The sequence below is a fragment of the Kribbella sp. NPDC004536 genome (genome assembly GCF_042873835.1).
Classification (GTDB): domain Bacteria; phylum Actinomycetota; class Actinomycetes; order Propionibacteriales; family Kribbellaceae; genus Kribbella.
The window spans coordinates 69,759-86,900 of the sequence record NZ_JBIALY010000002.1; the positions used below are offsets into that span (position 1 = coordinate 69,759).

Annotated in this window: 19 protein-coding genes; 9 read left to right on the forward strand and 10 right to left on the reverse strand. The window is 68.9% G+C overall.

Going from position 1 to position 17,142, the window contains the following annotated elements; all coding sequences use genetic code 11:
- Positions 1 to 8 precede the first annotated feature (8 nt).
- From ACFYRU_RS15285 to ACFYRU_RS15295, 3 genes are read left to right on the forward strand one after another with little or no spacing between them, the layout of a single operon-like run.
- Complete coding sequence (locus tag ACFYRU_RS15285; protein WP_387662899.1) at positions 9 to 1,202, forward strand: sensor histidine kinase; 1,194 nt, start codon at positions 9 to 11, stop codon at positions 1,200 to 1,202.
- Complete coding sequence (locus ACFYRU_RS15290) at positions 1,177 to 1,833, forward strand: response regulator (protein ID WP_387658329.1); 657 nt, start codon at positions 1,177 to 1,179, stop codon at positions 1,831 to 1,833. The genes ACFYRU_RS15285 and ACFYRU_RS15290 overlap by 26 nt, the downstream gene beginning before the upstream one ends.
- Before the next feature lie 4 nt (positions 1,834 to 1,837).
- Complete coding sequence (locus tag ACFYRU_RS15295; RefSeq protein ID WP_387658332.1) at positions 1,838 to 2,191, forward strand: MmcQ/YjbR family DNA-binding protein; 354 nt, start codon at positions 1,838 to 1,840, stop codon at positions 2,189 to 2,191.
- On the opposite strand, the gene ACFYRU_RS15300 is transcribed toward ACFYRU_RS15295, so the two are convergent.
- Positions 2,181 to 2,852: a maleylpyruvate isomerase N-terminal domain-containing protein gene (locus ACFYRU_RS15300; RefSeq protein ID WP_387658333.1), complete on the reverse strand. Its 672-nt coding sequence runs from the start codon at positions 2,850 to 2,852 to the stop codon at positions 2,181 to 2,183. The two genes, ACFYRU_RS15295 and ACFYRU_RS15300, sit on opposite strands and share 11 nt — an antisense overlap.
- A gap of 28 nt (positions 2,853 to 2,880) precedes the next feature.
- Here ACFYRU_RS15300 and ACFYRU_RS15305 point away from each other — a divergent pair, with 28 nt between their 5' ends.
- Together ACFYRU_RS15305 and pgm are read left to right on the forward strand one after the other, a co-directional pair.
- A complete protein-coding gene (locus tag ACFYRU_RS15305) occupies positions 2,881 to 4,347 on the forward strand; it encodes a fused MFS/spermidine synthase (RefSeq protein WP_387658336.1) in 1,467 nt (488 codons plus the stop codon).
- A 23-nt stretch (positions 4,348 to 4,370) separates the two neighbouring features.
- Entirely contained in the window at positions 4,371 to 5,993 is a 1,623-nt protein-coding gene (pgm, locus tag ACFYRU_RS15310; RefSeq protein WP_387658339.1) for a phosphoglucomutase (alpha-D-glucose-1,6-bisphosphate-dependent), read from the forward strand.
- On the opposite strand, the gene ACFYRU_RS15315 is transcribed toward pgm, so the two are convergent.
- Both ACFYRU_RS15315 and ACFYRU_RS15320 read right to left on the reverse strand, forming a co-directional pair.
- On the reverse strand, positions 5,990 to 6,364 hold the full coding sequence (locus ACFYRU_RS15315; RefSeq protein ID WP_387658342.1) for a DUF3037 domain-containing protein: 375 nt from the start codon (positions 6,362 to 6,364) through the stop codon (positions 5,990 to 5,992). The two genes, pgm and ACFYRU_RS15315, sit on opposite strands and share 4 nt — an antisense overlap.
- A complete protein-coding gene (locus tag ACFYRU_RS15320; RefSeq protein ID WP_387658344.1) occupies positions 6,361 to 7,098 on the reverse strand; it encodes a HipA family kinase in 738 nt (245 codons plus the stop codon). The genes ACFYRU_RS15315 and ACFYRU_RS15320 overlap by 4 nt, the downstream gene beginning before the upstream one ends.
- 41 nt (positions 7,099 to 7,139) lie before the next feature.
- Here ACFYRU_RS15320 and ACFYRU_RS15325 point away from each other — a divergent pair, with 41 nt between their 5' ends.
- The gene (locus tag ACFYRU_RS15325) at positions 7,140 to 8,201 is read left to right on the forward strand and encodes a glutamate--cysteine ligase (protein WP_387658346.1); all 1,062 of its coding nucleotides are present in this window, start codon (positions 7,140 to 7,142) and stop codon (positions 8,199 to 8,201) included.
- Positions 8,202 to 8,204: 3 nt separating this feature from the next.
- On the opposite strand, the gene ACFYRU_RS15330 is transcribed toward ACFYRU_RS15325, so the two are convergent.
- Both ACFYRU_RS15330 and ACFYRU_RS15335 read right to left on the reverse strand, forming a co-directional pair.
- On the reverse strand, positions 8,205 to 8,927 hold the full coding sequence (locus ACFYRU_RS15330) for a hypothetical protein (RefSeq protein ID WP_387658349.1): 723 nt from the start codon (positions 8,925 to 8,927) through the stop codon (positions 8,205 to 8,207).
- Between the two features lie 823 nt (positions 8,928 to 9,750).
- On the reverse strand, positions 9,751 to 10,356 hold the full coding sequence (locus tag ACFYRU_RS15335; RefSeq protein ID WP_387658351.1) for a hypothetical protein: 606 nt from the start codon (positions 10,354 to 10,356) through the stop codon (positions 9,751 to 9,753).
- 80 nt (positions 10,357 to 10,436) lie between these two features.
- Between ACFYRU_RS15335 and ACFYRU_RS15340 the strand changes: the two genes are divergently transcribed.
- Complete coding sequence (locus tag ACFYRU_RS15340; protein ID WP_387658354.1) at positions 10,437 to 11,240, forward strand: GNAT family N-acetyltransferase; 804 nt, start codon at positions 10,437 to 10,439, stop codon at positions 11,238 to 11,240.
- A gap of 3 nt (positions 11,241 to 11,243) precedes the next feature.
- Here the strand turns inward: ACFYRU_RS15340 and ACFYRU_RS15345 are convergent, their stop codons facing one another.
- Positions 11,244 to 11,732: a GbsR/MarR family transcriptional regulator gene (locus ACFYRU_RS15345; protein WP_387658357.1), complete on the reverse strand. Its 489-nt coding sequence runs from the start codon at positions 11,730 to 11,732 to the stop codon at positions 11,244 to 11,246.
- A 65-nt stretch (positions 11,733 to 11,797) separates the two neighbouring features.
- Between ACFYRU_RS15345 and ACFYRU_RS15350 the strand changes: the two genes are divergently transcribed.
- Entirely contained in the window at positions 11,798 to 12,715 is a 918-nt protein-coding gene (locus ACFYRU_RS15350; protein ID WP_387658360.1) for an ATP-binding cassette domain-containing protein, read from the forward strand.
- The gene (locus tag ACFYRU_RS15355; RefSeq protein ID WP_387658363.1) at positions 12,712 to 14,301 is read left to right on the forward strand and encodes an ABC transporter permease; all 1,590 of its coding nucleotides are present in this window, start codon (positions 12,712 to 12,714) and stop codon (positions 14,299 to 14,301) included. The genes ACFYRU_RS15350 and ACFYRU_RS15355 overlap by 4 nt, the downstream gene beginning before the upstream one ends.
- 10 nt (positions 14,302 to 14,311) lie before the next feature.
- Here ACFYRU_RS15355 and ACFYRU_RS15360 read toward each other — a convergent pair whose 3' ends face one another.
- From ACFYRU_RS15360 to ACFYRU_RS15375, 4 genes are all read right to left on the reverse strand, one after another.
- On the reverse strand, positions 14,312 to 14,920 hold the full coding sequence (locus tag ACFYRU_RS15360; protein ID WP_387658366.1) for a response regulator: 609 nt from the start codon (positions 14,918 to 14,920) through the stop codon (positions 14,312 to 14,314).
- Complete coding sequence (locus ACFYRU_RS15365) at positions 14,917 to 16,011, reverse strand: sensor histidine kinase (RefSeq protein ID WP_387658369.1); 1,095 nt, start codon at positions 16,009 to 16,011, stop codon at positions 14,917 to 14,919. Before ACFYRU_RS15365 ends, ACFYRU_RS15360 begins: the two co-directional genes overlap by 4 nt.
- Positions 16,012 to 16,046: 35 nt before the next feature.
- Positions 16,047 to 16,469 carry a hypothetical protein gene (locus ACFYRU_RS15370; protein ID WP_387658371.1) on the reverse strand — a complete coding sequence of 141 codons (423 nt, stop codon included), beginning with the start codon at positions 16,467 to 16,469 and terminating at the stop codon, positions 16,047 to 16,049.
- Between the two features lie 69 nt (positions 16,470 to 16,538).
- Complete coding sequence (locus ACFYRU_RS15375) at positions 16,539 to 17,135, reverse strand: TetR family transcriptional regulator (RefSeq protein WP_387658374.1); 597 nt, start codon at positions 17,133 to 17,135, stop codon at positions 16,539 to 16,541.
- Positions 17,136 to 17,142 lie beyond the last annotated feature (7 nt).

Below are 17,142 nucleotides of genomic sequence, written 5' to 3' on the forward strand. Positions count from 1 at the left end.
CTGTGCAGATGCCGAACGGGTGGCCGCATGGCCGATGGGCCTGGGTCGCGGGCCTGGGCGTTGCGGGGCTGCTCTTCCTGACGGTCCTGGACCTGAGACAGCACTACTTCGTACCGCTCGGCGCCGTACTTGCTCTGGCGATCGCACGGGCGTTGTCACTGACCCTGGCATGGCTGCGTCCACGAGCGGCCGTCGTGGTTTCACTGATCACCACTGCGGTCACGGCTGCACTCACAACACCGGTCAGCTCAAGCGAGGTGTGGCCCTGGGGTACGACGGCAGCCTTCGGCCAGTCGTTTGTCGTGGCGATCGCGGGTGCGCGTGGACTCGGGCGGCGGGAGCAGCTCGGCTGGTGGTTCGTCACGCAGGCACTGGGCGCCGTAGCGATCACGCTCGCGCCGGACCGTGGCGGCTGGAGCGGGCTGATCACCATAGCCGTCCTGTCGGCGGTGGCTGTTGTCGTCGGGGACCTGGTGCACTCCCGCCGCGAGACGAGCCGTCGCCTGGCCGAACAGGAGTCGATCAGCAAGGCCGAGCGTGCCGAGCGGGAGCGGCTGCAGGAACGCGCAAGGATCGCCCGCGAACTGCATGACGTCGTGGCGCACCACCTGTCCGTGGTGGTTGTCCGTGCCGACAGTGCACCGCACCGGCTGGCCGACGTACCGGACGCTGTGCGCGAGGAGTTCACGGGCATCGCCGACGAGGCACGGTCTTCGCTGACCGAGATGCGCCGCGTACTGCGATTGCTGCGCGAGCCGTCGGAGCAGCCGCAGGAGCTGGGACCTCAGCCTGGACTGTTGGACGTTGCTGAGCTGGTAGAGAGTACGCGACGTGCTGGAGCCGACGTACGGCTGACGGGCGACCTCCCGTCGGGGCTGGACCCGGCTATAGAACTCACGGCGTACCGCGTCGTACAGGAAGGTCTCAGCAACGCAGTACGGCACGCGCTGCACGCGGTAGTAGAGGTGGCGGTACGGCGTACTGCGGGCGAGCTGGAGGTGACCGTGCACAACCAGAAGCCGCCACGGCCTGTCGTACCGGCTCCTGGGAGCGGGCAGGGTCTCAGGGGGATGCGGGAGCGGGTGGCGCTCGTCGACGGCACGGTCAGCACCGGGCCGACCCCTGGAGGCGGTTACCTGGTACAGGCAGTAATACCGGTCGGACAGGAGGTGGCGGGTGGCGATCACGGTCTTGGTGGTTGACGACCAGGAGATGGTGCGCGCCGGCTTCAGTGCATTGCTCGACGCCCAGCCGGACATCCAGGTCGTCGGCCAGGCAGGCGACGGCGAGCAGGCGGTGGCCCTGGCCGCGCAGTTGAAGCCGGACGTGATCCTGATGGACGTACGGATGCCTGTGCTCGACGGGCTCTCGGCGACCAAGCGCATCGTTGCCGGAACCGAGTCGCCGCGGGTCGTGATGCTGACGACGTTCGACCTCGACGACTACGTGTACTCCGCACTCCGCGCCGGTGCCAGCGGGTTCTTGCTGAAGCACTCCACCCCGGACGAACTGGCTGCCGCAGTACGGGTCGTCGCAGCGGGGGACGCTCTGCTGGCGCCGTCCGTCACCCGTCGGCTCGTGGAGGACTTCACTCGCGCACAACCCGTCGTACCGGTCACACCGACCCGGCTGACGCCGCGGGAGACCGACGTACTACGGCTGGTCGCAAGAGGGCTGTCCAACCGGGAGATCGCCGCCGACCTCGTACTGGCCGAGCAGACCGTGAAGAGTCACGTGAGCAACATCTTGACCAAGCTGGACCTGCGGGATCGCGCACAGGCCGTCGTGTACGCATACGAATCCGGTGTGGTGGTCCCTGGTCCGCGACACTAGTCAGATGGACGTTCTGGAACGCGTACGCAGCCTGTGCCTCGCCTTGCCCGAGGTGACTGAGCGGCCCAGTCACGGCGAGCCGACCTGGTTCGTCCGCGACAAGAAGACGTTCGTGATGTACGCCGATCACCACCACGACGACCGCCTCGGCGTCTGGATGGCGGCCCCGCCGGGCGTCCAGGAGACACTGGTCGCCGACGACCCGCAGCACTTCTACCGCCCGCCGTACGTCGGTCATCGCGGCTGGCTCGGCGTGTTCCTCGACGTCGACGTCGACTGGGACCACTTCGAGGACCTGGTCGAGAACGCGTACCGGCAGATCGCCCCGAAGACCCTGATCGCCCGTCTCAGTCGTTGAGCGACACCGACGTCTGCGGTAGCCGGGCGAGCGTGGTGCTCCAGGTCTTCGCGTGCGCCGGGTCGTCCCAGTCCCAGTTGAGGATCTGCGCCGCACTGCGACGGCCGAAGATCGCTCGGAACAGCTCGTACGACGTGGTTCGTACGGTCGCCACCGGACCGTCCTCGGGACGGGCCGTGTACGTGCCGTCGGGCGTGACCACGGTCAGCGGGCCGGGTTCGTCGAGCATCCACCCCAGCGTGGTCAGCCAGAGGTCCGTCGGTGGCCGGCCGCTGCCGATCGCCCCGTGCAGGTCGGCCTCGTGCACAGCGGCGTCGACGTATGGGTTGCACACCAACGGGTGCGAGGTGGTCCCGTCGACGACCAGCTTCTCCAGTTGCGGGCCTACGACGGTCCATTCGTCCAGTACCTCGGCCATCGGCAGGTTGCGCCGCGTCTCGACCTGTACCGCAGTCCACGGCGGACGTGGCGCACCGGCCAGGTTGCCGGCCACGAAATCGGCAGCCACGCCTGTGAGGTGCGCTACCAGGTCCTGAACGCTCCACTGCGGGCAGGCGGGCACCTGCCGATCCAGGTCCTCGGCGCTGAGATCCTGCACTGCCGCGGCCATCCGCTCGTGCGCTGCGTGGTACAGCTCGGCACTTCTCGTCGGGTCAGTCACAGGTCCATTGCACCTATAGGGTGACGTGGTGAACAAGCCGGTAGGACAGAAACTGGCCGTAGGACTGGCGTTCGGGAGTTCGGCTGCCGTCATGGTGCTGGAGCTCGTCTCGCTCCGACTGGTGGCGCCGTACATCGGTCTGACGCTGGAGACGAACACTGCGGTCATCGGCGTAGCCCTGGCGGCCATCGCGACCGGCGCGGCCATGGGTGGCCGGTTCGCGGATGTGGTGCCACCGCACCGCACGCTGGGTCCACTGTTCCTTCTCAGCGGCGCACTGGTGATGTTGATCCTGCCCGTGGTCCGCTGGACCGGCGAGGCTTTGACGGGCGCAGGCGCGAGCAACCTGGTGTTCCTGGTGCTGGCCATTACGCTCTTCGCACCGGCCTCACTGCTGGCTGCTGTCACACCGATGGTGACCAAGCTGCGGCTGGCCACACTGGAGCAGACAGGAACCGTTGTCGGGAGGCTGTCGGCCTTCGCGACGGTCGGCGGCATCGTCGGCACTGTGCTCACCGGCTTCGTGTTCGTGGCCACTGTGCCGATCAGCGCGATCGTCCTCACGCTTGGCGCCGCACTGGTCGTCGTTGGTGCAGTACTGACGCTCCTGCTGCGTGGAGTGCGTGAGGCGGTCAAGCCCGTCGTGCTGGCGGTCATCGGTGCGACACTGACTCTTGTCGCACCACGCCCTTGTGAGGTCGAGACGGCGTACCACTGTGCTCGGGTGGTCGCGGATCCGGCGCGGGACGGCGGCCGTACGTTGTACCTGGACCGGCTGCGGCACTCGTACGTCGACCTCAACGACCCGACGTACCTGGAGTTCGAGTACATCAAGAGCTTCGCGGCCGCGATCAACGGGAGCCGTCCGGAGGGGCAGCCGGTGAGCGCGCTGCACATCGGCGCGGGCGGGCTGACGATGGCGCGGTACCTGACGGCGACGCGTCCGGGCAGCAAGCACCAGGTGTACGAGATCGACCCGTCCGTGGTCGACCTCGACAAGCGCGAGCTCGGCGTCCGGACCGGGCCGGACCTGAACATCACCGTGAAGGACGGCCGGCTCGGCCTCCGCGACGAGGCGACGGACAGCCGCGACGTCGTCCTGATGGACGCGTTCAGCGGGGTGTCCGTGCCGTGGCACCTGACCACCCGCGAGGTGGTGGCCGACGTACGGCGGGTGCTGCGGCCGGACGGGATCTACCTGATCAACGTGATCGACTACGGGCCGGCGAAGTTCGCCAAGGCCGAGCTGAAGACCGTCCAGGCCGAGTTCCCGTACGTTGCGCTGATCGCTCGCGCGGACGAGTTCGCCGGCACCGGTGGCGGCAACTTCGTCGTGGTCGCGTCCGACCGGCCGATCGCCGTACCCGCGATCGCGAGCAAGCTGGGGCCGGGCGTGCAGATCCGCGACCAGCTGGCTTCGTTCGTCGGCAACGCGCCGGTCCTGACCGACGACTACGCGCCCGTGGATCAGTTGCTCACGCCGTACGACAGCTGACCGTCTTGTGGTTGCATGTGGTCATGCATCCACGCGCAGGCCAGCCAGCACAGCCCGAGGACCTCGTCGACGTCGACGCCATGCTGGCGGCGTACCACGACATCACCCCGGACGTGGAGAACCCGGCCCAGAAGGTCGTCTTCGGTACGTCGGGGCACCGCGGCTCGAGTCTCGACGGCGCCTTCAACGAGGCGCACATCCTGGCGATCACGCAGGCCGTCTGCGAGTACCGGGCCGGCGAGGGTACGACGGGTCCGCTGCTCGTCGGCCGCGACAGCCACGGCTTGTCGGAGCCCGCGTGGCGGACAGTGCTCGAGGTGCTGGCGGGTAACGACGTACAGACGCTCGTCGACAGCGCCGATCGGCTCACGCCGACGCCGGCCGTGTCGCACGCGATCCTGCGGCTGAACCGCGGCGCCGGCGCGGACGCCGACGGCATCGTCATCACGCCGTCGCACAACCCGCCGCGGGACGGTGGCATCAAGTACAACCCCCCGCACGGCGGCCCGGCCGACTCCGACGCGACCAGCTGGATCGCGAACCGCGCCAACGCGCTGATCGCCGCCGGGAACCGTGAGGTCCGGCGCAAGCCGTTCGAGCAGGCCCGTCAGCACGCGGGGCACTACGACTTCGTCGGGCACTACGTCGACGACCTGCCCTCGGTCCTGAACCTGGCCGCGATCCGCGACGCCGGCGTGAAGATCGGCGCCGATCCGCTCGGCGGCGCGAGTGTCGACTACTGGGCCGCGATCGCCGAACGGCACGGCCTCGACCTGACCGTGGTGAACCCGCGCGTGGACCCGGCCTGGTCGTTCATGACGCTCGACCACGACGGCAAGATCCGGATGGACTGCTCCTCGCCGTACGCGATGGCTTCGCTGGTCGCGCAACGGGACAGGTACGACGTCGCGACCGGGAACGACGCGGACGCGGACCGGCACGGCATCGTCACGCCGGACGCAGGGCTGATGAACCCGAACCACTACCTGGCTGTGGCGATCTCCTACTTGTTCAGCAACCGCCAGTGGGGTCCAGATGTCGCCGTGGGGAAGACACTTGTTTCCTCGTCGCTGATCGACCGGGTGGTTGCTGACCTGGGCCGCAGGTTGTGGGAGGTACCTGTCGGGTTCAAGTGGTTCGTGCCTGGGCTGGTCGACGGCTCTGTCGGGTTTGGTGGAGAGGAGTCGGCGGGGGCGAGTTTCCTGCGCTTCGACGGCACGGTGTGGACCACGGACAAGGACGGGATCCTGCTGGCGCTCCTGGCGAGTGAGATCACCGCGGTAACGGGGGAGACGCCGTCACAGGCGCACGCGAAGCTGGTGGATCGCTTCGGTGCCTCGGCGTACTCACGGGTGGACGCACCGGCCTCCCGTGAGGAGAAGGCTAAGCTGGCCGCGCTGACCCCAGAAGCGGTCACCGCGACCGAACTCGCCGGCGAGCCGATCGTGGACCGGCTCACCCACGCTCCCGGTAACGGCGCTGCTATTGGCGGACTCAAGGTCACCACGGAGTCTGCGTGGTTCGCTGCGCGCCCGTCGGGGACAGAGGACCTCTACAAGATCTACGGCGAGTCCTTCAAGGGTGCAGACCACCTGGAGCAGGTGTTCGAGCAGGCCCGCGACGTGGTGTCCGCGGCACTCGCCTAACGCACGAAGGCGTCGAGCAACCGCTCCAGCTCCGCAGCGGGGTCCGTGGTGATCCCGCTGTGGATCGGTCCCGGATGCACGACCGTACTCCGTGGCGCAGCAAGCCACCGGAACCGCTCACCGATCTTCGTGGCGGCAGCCGGTCCGCCTACCGGATCCCCGGCGCAGATAGCCCGAACCTGTTCCAACGACGCACAGACAACGTCGACGTCTACACCTGGGTCCAGGGCCAGCAGGCGCTCCGGCCGTACGTCCCATCCGGCCCCTAGGTAGTCCAGCGCCCGGCAGTACAGCACCGCACCGACGTTGATGAACTCACCCCGCTGAATACGGGGCGCCGCCCGCAGAATCACGTAGTCGAAGGGTTTCACCGCACACCCCCCGGCACCCACGCGCTCCGGCTGTCCAGCCGCGCCAGCAAATGCCCGACGTACCGCTCACGATCCCCGTCGCCGAGCCACTCATCGGGCACCAGTCCCACAACTTCCGTCAACAGTTCTGGGCTGATCGCCGCGGCCAGCTCAGCATCAACCTTCGCCACACCTGGCAATGCGACCGAGAAGACGTGATCAGAAGCGTCGTACGGAAGGCCGGCGAACTTCTCCGCAGACATCCACGAGTGGTGGAAGTACAGCGCCGCACCATGGTCGATCAGCCACAGGTTCTTGTGCCAGACCAGCATGTTCGTGTTCCGCCACGAGCGGTCGACGTTCGCGACGTACGCGTCCAGCCAGAGGATCCGCGCCATCGCGTCGTCGCCCGGGTTGCCGGCCGAGCCGTCGTACCCGAACGAGCCCGGCAGGAAGTCGACGGCGAGGTTCAGCCCGGCGCTGCGGATCAGCAGTTCCTGGATCTCGAAGTCCGGCTCCGACTTGCCGATCGCCGGGTCGAGCTCGATCAGCTTCAGCTCCGGCACCCGCAGCCCGAGCCGGCGGAACAGCTCGCCGACGATCACCTCGGCCACCAGCGCCTTCGGCCCCTGGCCGGCGCCGTGGAACTTGATCACGTACGTGCCGAGGTCGTTGCCCTCGACAACACCGGGCAGGGATCCACCTTCACGCAGCGGCAGCACGTACCGGGTCGCGGTCACCACAGGCAAACTCACGGTGCAGAGCCTAACCGCTTGGCGGTGGGTACTTGTGCAGGGTGAAACTTCCGTCCTTCGGAGTAGAAGAAGAACTACTCCTCGTGTCCGCGAGTGGCGACCCGCTGCCGCGGAGCCGTGCTGTGGTCGCCGACCTGGAGGACCTGGATGTCGCGCTGGAGCTGAGCAGGGCGATGGTGGAGATCAACACGCCGGTCTGTACGACGGCCGACGAGCTCCACGACCACCTGGTCCACATGCGCTCCCAGCTGGCGTCCGCTGCTGCAGAGGAAGGCGGCCGACTGCTGGCGATCGCCGTACCCCCTCATGGGCGTGCAGCGCAGTCGATCACCAAGAAGCCGCGCTACCAGGAGCTGGCGCGTAAGTGGGGTCTCCTGGCTCGTGAGCAGGGTGTGTGTGGCTGCCACGTTCACGTGGGTGTGCCGGACAAGGAGACTGCGACAAAGGTCAGTAACCACCTGCGTCCGTGGCTGCCTGTCTTGCTCGCTCTCAGTGCCAACTCGCCGATCTACCTTGGTCAGGACACAGGCTTCGCCAGTTGGCGCTGGCTGATGACGACGCGGTGGCCGAGCGCCGGGCCACCGCCGTACCTGGAGTCGGCCGACCACTACGACGCACTGGTCGCCATGCACCTCGCGGCCGGAACGCTGATCGACGAACAGATGGTGTACTGGGACATCCGGCCGTCGTCGCACCTGCCGACGGTGGAGGTGCGTGTCAGCGACGTCCCGCTGACGGTGGACGAGACCGTGCTGATCGCGACGCTTGTCCGTGCCATCGTGCTGACCGCGCTGGACGACGGCTCCAAGGGGCCGACTCTGGAGCCGGAGGTACTGCGTGCCGCGTACTGGCTGGCTGCGCGCGACGGGCTCACCGCACGGGGTCTCGACGTACTGCGGGCGGAGGCGATGCCGATGGCCGACGTCATTCTGGAGTTGGTGCGGCACGTCGAGCCTGCGCTGCGGCAGCTGGATGCGGTCGACTTGGTGCGGGACGGCGTGCAGCGTTCGTTGCGTGAGGGGAACGGTGCTGTGAAACAACGAAAGGCGTTCCGTGAGGGCAACGACGTGGTCGACCTCACCGAGGTCACAGGGCAGAGTTGATGGTCACGGGGCTGAGTTGATCTCGCGGGCCGACTCGGTCTGGGCGGTGATCGAGCCGTCCTTGAAGGCTTTGTCGATGGTGCCTTCGGTACGGCGCGTCAACGTGAGGGTCACCTGGCAGGTGGTCGCGGGCTTGCGGCCGGGCGTGGGGGTGCCGGTCACCGGGCGGATGGAGCCGGGCGGGATGCTGACCTCGGTGCGGCCGGGTTCCAGTTGCAGGCTGCCGGGCTGGATGCAGTCGCCGGCCCACGTGACGAGCGACGGCAGGTCGGACGGCCCGGAGTCGAACCGTACGGGGATCGCGGCGCGGCGCGAGTACGTCGTACCGGTCTGTGGCTGGGTCAGCTTGACGCGTTCGGGCAGCTTCACCGTCGAAGTCGGCGCCGAGTCGTCGACACTGCCGCGTTTCAGGTCGAACGTGATCTCGGTACCTGCTTGCACTACGCCGTCCAGTTGCCCGTCGTAATCGGTGACGCCTGCGGACTTGTGGTGCTTGAGCTGTACGTCCTTGCCGCCGCCCGATGACGTGACCGACTCACCGTCGCCGAGCTCGATGAAGGTGAGCGTGCCGACCCGGTACGACGCGCTGACGTTCGCGACGTCTGTCGTCTCGGGCAGCGTGACCACGTACGTCGCACTGATCCCGCTCGTCCGCACGTCCTTCGACTGCACCGTCGAACAACCCGCGACGAGCAGTACGCCCACAACCACACCAATCCTCTTCACAACCAGCGAAGCTAACAGCGCAGAGGTCTAGGCACTTGGGTAGAACTACGCAGATCACGTGGTAGCCCCCGCGTGCTGCGCAGGTGCTCCGGTCGCTGCGCTGCCTCCCGCACCTGCTCCGCGCGCTCCCACCCACCCTCCGGCTCGGCGCCGGCACTTCCCGGCTGGCGCCGGGAGTTCCCGTCTTCCGCCGGGTTGTTGCCCGCTGCCGCGGGCGAGTTGCGAGCTCCCGCTCGCGGGTGACTGCTTGGCGGACGTAATGGGTGAGCTAGAGGTGGTGGGCGGTGGATGTGGTGCACGCGACCGCCGGGCGCATGACGTGTGGAGGTGGTGAGCCCCCGCGTGCGCCGCAGGTGCTCCGGTCGCTGCGCTTCCTCCGCACCTGCTCCGCTCGGTCCACCTGTGGCGACAACGGCCGCTCCCGCACATGCCCTGACGCACAGCGCGCCAGTGAGGCATCACACGCACCACCCAGTACCTCCAGCTCACCCATTACGTCCGCCAAGCGGTCACCCACGAGCGGCAGCTCGCAACACCCCGGCGGTAGCCGGGAAATGCCGGCGCTGAGCCGGTGGGTGGGTGGGAGCGCGCGGAGCGGGTGCGGGAGGGAGCGCAGCGACCGGAGCAGCCGCGCAGCACGCGGGGGCTACTACCAGAAAGAGGGTGTCGGGCCGGGAAGCGCCTCACGGCGCGTGGCCGCTCGTGGCGGCTTAATTTGGGACCCGGGGCTTGCACCGGCCCGACACCTCGAACAGTGTAGCGGGTGCTCAAACGCCTTGTCCTGTTGGGATTTGGCCATAGCACCGGTTGGCGACGCGTGCAACTACCAGAGTTGCCCGGCGCGTTCCGAGCGGGCCGCGGTCTGGAGCTGGTCTGCGGTCTCGACCAGTTTGGCGGCGGACAGGACGCGGTCGTGGCCGTCGTCGGCGAGGTGGGCGCGGCCGGTGGCGATGATGCGGGCGAACGCGGCGGCGCGGTCAAGTGTGGTGGCGAAGTCGCCGGTCGCGACACCGCGGAGTACGGCGTCGACCATGTCGCGGACCTCGCGCGGACCAGGGGGTTCCGCGACACCGGCGACGACGGCGTGGACCTCGGCGTACGAACGGCCGGTGCTGAACTCGCGGGAGACCTCGTCGGCGTTGGCGTGCACCCAGGAGCGCAGTACGTACAGCCGCCAGAGCGCACCGGGGAGGGAGTCGGCGGGGGAGTCGGACCAGAGCTCGGCGAGTTCGTCGAGGCCGTACTCGTCGGCGAGTTTGACGACCCGCGCGTGCACCTCGGCGTCCTCGGACCTGCGCACCCCGCGGACCAGCAGTTCGGCGGTCCGGTGCGCGGCCTCGGTGACGGTCGCCGGGTCGGCGGCACCGGGCAGCGACTCGAACAGCTTGTTGCCGGGCATGATCGGCCGACGCGGATTGGGGGTGCTCACGGCCTCCATGGTGCCTGACCCCTCCAGCACCCGCATGCCGACGCGCGAAATCTGCTTGCGCGTCCTGGTCTACTGTTCCCGTGATTCCTCTCGACGACTCCCCGCAGGCGGTTGCGCTCCGGACCGCGTACGACCAGCAGATCCGCACCCGTCCGGGCAGTGCGAACGGCGGCACGATCGACCGGTTCGACGCGCTGATCCGCAAGGTCGGCTTCGAGGGCGACGGCTTCGTCCAGTACCTCGGCGGTGCAGACGGGCCTGAGCTCGACCAGTTGATCGCCGACCAGGTCGCGTTCTTCCGCGAACGCGGCGTGAAGTTCGAGTGGAAGTACTACACGCACGACCTGCCGGCGGACCTGCCTGAGCGGCTGACCGCGGCCGGACTCGTCCCCGACGAGGAGGAATGCCTGCTCATCGGTGACGTCGCGGAACTGCAGGCCGACGTCGTTCTGCCGGACGGGATCCGGATCCGCGAGATCACCGAGCGCGCGGACCTGGAGCGGATGCAGGCGATGGAAGAAGAGGTGTGGGGCTACTCACACGACTGGCTGCCGGACGCGTTGAGCCGCGATCTCGCCGATGCCGACGAGCCGGCCGTCGTGATCGTCGCGGAGACCGACGAGGACGTCTCGAAGGTGGTCTGCGGATCGTGGATCCGGTTCCACGCCGGTACGGAGTTCGCGTCGCTGTGGGGCGGTTCGACGCTGGCCGAGTGGCGCGGCAAGGGCATCTACCGCGCGCACGTCGCGTACCGCCGGAACCTCGCGGTCGAACGCGGCTACCGGTACCTGCAGGTCGACGCCTCACCGGACAGCCGCGGCATTCTCGCCCGCCTCGGCCTGCGCCCGGTGTCGGTCACGATCCCGTACATCTGGAAGCCCTGAGGATCACCGCGAGTCTTGCTGCTGCCTCCACTTCTCCAGCAGCAGCGGGACCTCTTCGCGGAGGAACGCGAAGAACCGGCGCACCTCGTCGAGCCGGTCACCGACCGGGGTGCCGGCGCCGAAGACGTCCACACCCTCACCGGCGCCGGTCTCGAACCGCTCGAACACGTCGAGGTTCGACGCCACCGCGTCGAACCAGGCCGACGGGTGCGCGCGGTAGTGGTCGCGCCGCTCACCGGGCTCGCGCTCGCGGACGACCATGCCGACGCGCATCAGGTACTTCACCGCGCCGGAGACCGCCGACGGGCCGACCTCGAGCTGCTCGGTCAGCTCCACCGCCGTCCGCCGCCCCTCGGGAGCGGTGAGGATGGCGGCGAACACGCGCGCCGCCATCCGGGGATAGCCGGAGTCGGACAGCATCACGGCGAACCGCTCGACGAATCGCCTCGCCTCCACGTCCCCGGCGTGCGTGCCGTCCTGGATCTCGGTCATGTCAGGCAGTTTAGCGAGAATTCTCAACTTTCACGCTTTTCGTGAAAACTGTGTACGCTGCCGGTATGACAAACGCGATCTCGGTGTCCGGCCTGGTGAAGGAATTCGGCCGGACACGCGCGCTGGACGGACTCGACCTGACCGTCCGCGCCGGAGAGGTACACGGTTTCCTCGGCCCGAACGGCGCCGGGAAGTCGACCACGATCCGGGTCCTGCTCGGCCTGCTGCGCAGCGACTCCGGCCACGCGGAACTGCTCGGGGGTGACCCGTGGCGGGACGCGACCGCCCTGCATCGGCGGCTGGCCTACGTTCCCGGTGACGTGACGCTGTGGCCGAACCTGTCCGGCGGCGAGATCATCGACCTGCTCGGCCGGTTGCGCGGCGGGCTGGACCCGGCGCGACGTACCGAGCTGCTCGACCGGTTCGAGCTGGATCCGCGAAAGCTTGGGCGTACGTACTCCAAGGGCAACCGGCAGAAGGTCGCGCTGGTCGCCGCGCTGGCCTCGGACGTCGAGCTGCTGGTCCTCGACGAGCCGACCTCGGGGCTGGATCCGCTGATGGAGGACATCTTCCAGGACTGCATCCGGGACGAACGGGACAGCGGCCGTACCGTGCTGCTGTCGAGCCACATCCTCTCCGAGGTCGAGGCGCTGTGTGACCGGGTGACGATCATCCGTAAGGGCAAGGCGATCGAGAGCGGGACCCTCGCCGAACTGCGGCATTTCACCCGGGTCTCGATCACCGCCGAGCTGGAGCGCCCGCTGCCGTCGCTCGCGGAGCTTCCCGGCGTGCACGACGTGCAGGCCGACGGAACCCGGTTGAGTTGCCAGGTCGACTCCGACGCGCTTTCCGACGTGCTCCGGGCGCTCGCCGCGGTGGGCGTACGCAGCCTCGTGAGTCAGCCGCCGACACTGGAGGAGATGTTCCTGCAGCACTACCAGGACACCGCCGCGAACGACGAGCTGACGGTGGTGAACCGATGACCGGTACCGCTGCCTTGATCCGGTTGATCCTGCGGCGCGACCGGGTCCGGATCCCGGTGTGGTTCGGCATCGCGATCCTGCTCGTGCTCGGCGTGGCCTCGTCCGTGTCGGGCGCGTGCCCGACCGAGGCAGCGAGGCAGGCGTTGCGCGACGCGACCGCGGACGATCCGACGCAGCTGTTCGCGATCGGCCCGATCTACGACGCGTCGGTGGCCGGGATCGCCGCCTGGCGGCCGCGTGGGCAGGCCGCCCTGCTGCTGTCCGTGGCCAGTCTGCTGCTGGTGATCCGGCACACCCGGGCCGAGGAGGAATCCGGCCGCCGGGAGCTGCTCGGCTCGGCCGTGGTCGGCCGGCAGGCGCCGTTGACGGCTGTCCTGGTCGTCGCCTTCCTCGCGAATCTCCTTACCGGGTTAGTGATCGGGGCCGGCCTGACTGGGCTCGGGTTCGCGATCGGGGGTTCGTTCGCCACCGGCCTCTCGATGGCGGCGGCGGGCTGGACGTTCGCCGCGTTCGCCGCGGTCGCGGCACAACTGACAGAAGGTGCCCGCGCCGCGGTCGGCCTCACCACGGTCGTGCTCGCCGTCCTGTACGTCGTACGCGGTCTGGCCGACCTCGGCTCCACCGGCTGGCTGTCGTGGCTGTCGCCGTTCGGCTGGACGCAGCACGTCCGGCCGTTCGCCGGAAACCATTGGTGGCCGCTGCTGCTGGTGCTCGGGTTGTGCGGACTGCTCGGCGCGGCGGCGTACGTACTGTCGAACCGCCGGGACTTCGGCGCCGGGTTGCTGCCGGCCCGGCCCGGACCGGCGAACGCGTCGCCCCGACTGCGTACGGCGTTCGGCCTGGCCTGGCGGTTGCAGCGTGGTGTGCTGCTGGCCTGGGCCGTCGGCCTGCTGCTGTTCGGTGCCGGGCTCGGCGCGGCGGCGCAGACGATCGCGAAGCAGTTGGAGGAGAGCCCGACGTTGCGCGACATGGTCGCGCGCGTCGGTGACGGCACCGCCCGTCCGGTCGACGGATTCTTCGCGCTGATCATCTACCTCACGAGTCAGGTCGTCACGATCTACGCCATCCAGGCCACGCTCCGGCCGTACGCCGAGGAACAGTCCAGCCGGATCGAGTTGCTGCTGTCCGGACCGGTCGACCGGCTCCGGTGGGCCGCGGGGCACTTCGTGCTGGCCGCACTCGGATCGGCGATCGTCCTGGCCGCGCTGGGCATCGGTATCGGCCTGGCGTACGGCGCCTCCGACGGCGCGGGTCTCGGCGAGCTGGGCGACCTGCTGGCCGCGGCACTTGTGCGGTTGCCCGCGGTGCTCGTGCTCGCCGGTATCGCGGCTCTGTGCTACGGATTCGTTCCGAGGCAGGCCGCCGTGATCGCGTACGCGGCACTGGGGCTGTGCTTCGTCCTCGAGTTCGCGGTCGAACTGTTCGGCGCGTCGTCGTCGATCCTGAAGATCTCGCCGTACGCACAGACCCCGGGCCTGCCGGTGGCCGAGTTCTCGGCCGTCCCGGTGATCGCGTTGATCGCCATCGCGCTGCTGCTGGCGGGCGGCGCTCTGGCGGGCCTACGCCGCCGCGACCTCCAGTCATGACAACGGCTGGTTAAAGCCAGCCGCGTTCCTCGGCGACCCGGAGGGCTTCGATGCGGTTGCGGGTGCCGGTTTTCGAGGTGGCGCCGGAGAGGTAGTTGCGTACGGTGCCCTCGGCAAGATAGAGGCGTGCCGCGATCTGGGCGACGCTGGCGTCGGTGCGAGCCGCGATCAGCACGTCACGTTCGCGTGCGGTGAGCGGGGACTCGCCTGCCGCCAGGGTGGCGGCGGCCAGCGCGGGGTCGACCACCCGCTCGCCGGCCGCGACCCGCCGGATGGCGTCGACGAGCGTCTCGGCCGGAGCGTCCTTGACGACGAAGCCCACCGCGCCCGCCTCCATCGCGCGGCGGAGGTAGCCGGTACGGCCGAAGGTGGTCAGGATGACCACCCGGCAGTCGGGTACCTGTGCGGCCAGGACCGCGGCGGCGGCGAGCCCGTCCAGCCCCGGCATGTCGATGTCCAGCAGCGCGACGTCCGGGGTGTGCTCCAGTGCCGCGGGTGCGACCTCGTCGCCGCGGCCCACGGAGGCCACCACCTCGAAGTCGGGCTCGAGGTCGAGCAGGGTGCACAACGCCTGCCGGATCAGTTCCTGGTCGTCGGCGAGCAGCAGCCGGATCGTCATTGCGGCGCCTCCACTCGCAAGGACCAGCCGCGGGGGTCCGCCGGACCGGCGGTCAGTACGCCACCAGCCGCGGCCACCCTGGCCCGGAGGCCGTCGAGGCCCGAGCCGGTGCCATCCGATCCGCCGACGCCGTCGTCGCGCACCTCTACGGCCGAGGCGGTGAGCGCGACCGTGCACCGACTCGCCCGTGCGTGCCGCACCACGTTCGTCAGACCCTCACGGACGACCCAGCCGAACAGCTCCTGCCGACTCGACGGCACCATGTCGCAGGCAGTGGGCAGATCGGCGGCGACCCCCGCGGCCCGCAGCAGTTCGCGGCCACGCGCGAGTTCGCCGGCAAGCGTGACGTCCTGGTAGCCGGAGACCGCAGCCCGTACGTCGGCCAGCGTCTGGCGAGCCAACTGCTCGACCGATTCGATCTCGGCCAGCGCCGCCGGCGGGCCGTCGGCGGCCAGCCGCCGGGCCAGCCCGCTCTTCACGGTGATGGCGGTGAGTGAATGGCCGAGCAGGTCGTGCAGGTCCCGTGCGATCCGGTTGCGCTCAGCATCGGACGCCAGTCTGGCGACTTCCGCCCGGGCCTCGCGCAACTGCTGGTTCGCCTCGGCGGTACGGCTGAAAGCGTGGACCAGGACAGTTGTGAAGATGACGGCCACGGCGTAGTACCAACCCTGGCCGGTGTCCCAGCCGGACACGAGCATCGGTGTCACGACGCATGCCGCGACACCCAGGCCCACGAGGGCGACGGCCGGTCGAGCACTGACTCGCGCCGCAGCGGCCGGCACGATGACTGCGGTGAGGATCATGACGGACTCGTGGGCCAGCGGAGCTACCAGGACGGCCATCACCGTCATGAACATCAGTAGCAGCCAGTACACCCGCCAGGCCGATCGCATCGATGCCATCACGACAGCCAGATAGCAGATGGAGATGCCGGCGAGGAGGATGTAGCCGACCACGAGGCCGGCGCCGCGTGCGTACTGGGCGACGCCGGCGGCCGCGAGAAACGGGTAGCAGAGCATGCCCAGCGAGAGCAACAGCCTGCGCCGCTCATCCGAGCCACGCACTTGTGTGGCGTCGAGCCGTTGGTCCACGTCGGTCACCGTACCGGCAATGGGCTGCGCGACGCTCAACGCGTGCTGAAGGCGGCGCGGACCGGGCGTGCGAGGGTCACGAGGAAGACGATCAGCAGCAAGGTGCCGCAAACCCCGTTCTCCATCTTGAACCACGCCGGGAAGGTGCCGGGTAGGGACTCGATCACGAGCACTGCCACCACTTGGGCCAGCGTGATGATCTGCACCCGGCGATAGCTGCTGCGAGAGCCGTTCGCCATCGAAACGCCGAGGGCGAAGGTGACCAGCGAGGCCACCGCGAGGACGGAACCACGGATCCAGACCGCACTCGTCACGATGTCGTGGTTGCCGCTGAACACCACGATCGCCAGCAAGGTCAGCACGCTGACCACCGCGTAGCCGCCGAGCAGCGTCCGGGCGATGCGCAACTTCTCGCGAACTTCGGGGTCGGCCATGGTTGTGTTGCTCTGTGTCGTCATGATCACGATCATCCCGAGCGTTCGTTGCGCTGTGTAGCGACGTTGCGCATCGATTCATCGTGACAATTGTCAGACGCCGGTGAGGCACCGCTCGATGATCGGGCCGAACCAGGCCGCCAGGTCGTCGACCCCGGCCGAGGCAACCGGTTCGACCTGGACGATGTACCGGGCGACCGCGAGGCCGAGGATCTGTACATTCACCATGCCGGCCCGGACCTCGGCGTCCGGTCCGGGGACCAGCTCGGCCAGGCGCGTGGTGATCTCCCGGTGGATGAACTCGCGGAGGAGCGTTTCGGACTGCTGTGGGGGTGGGGCGGAGCGGGTCAGCATCGCCAGCGGGGTGCGGTCGGAGCTGTCGAGGCTGCCGACGAGCGTACGGACGATGCGCTCGCCGATGCCGTCCAGGCCGCCGGTGAAGATCGACTCGATCGCCGGGGGTACGGCCGCGGAAAGGTTGACGGCGGCACCGAACAGGCCTTGTTTGGTGCCGAAGAAGTAGAAGACCATCGCCGGGTCGACGCCGGCCTCGGCGGCGACAGCCCGAACCGTCGTGCCGGCGTAGCCGTGCTCGAGGAAGTGGGTGCGGGCGGCGTCGAGGATCCGCTGCTTGCTCTCCGCCCCGGAACGCCAGCGGCCGGGCCGGCCGGGACGCGTCGATTCCGTCATGCGCGCG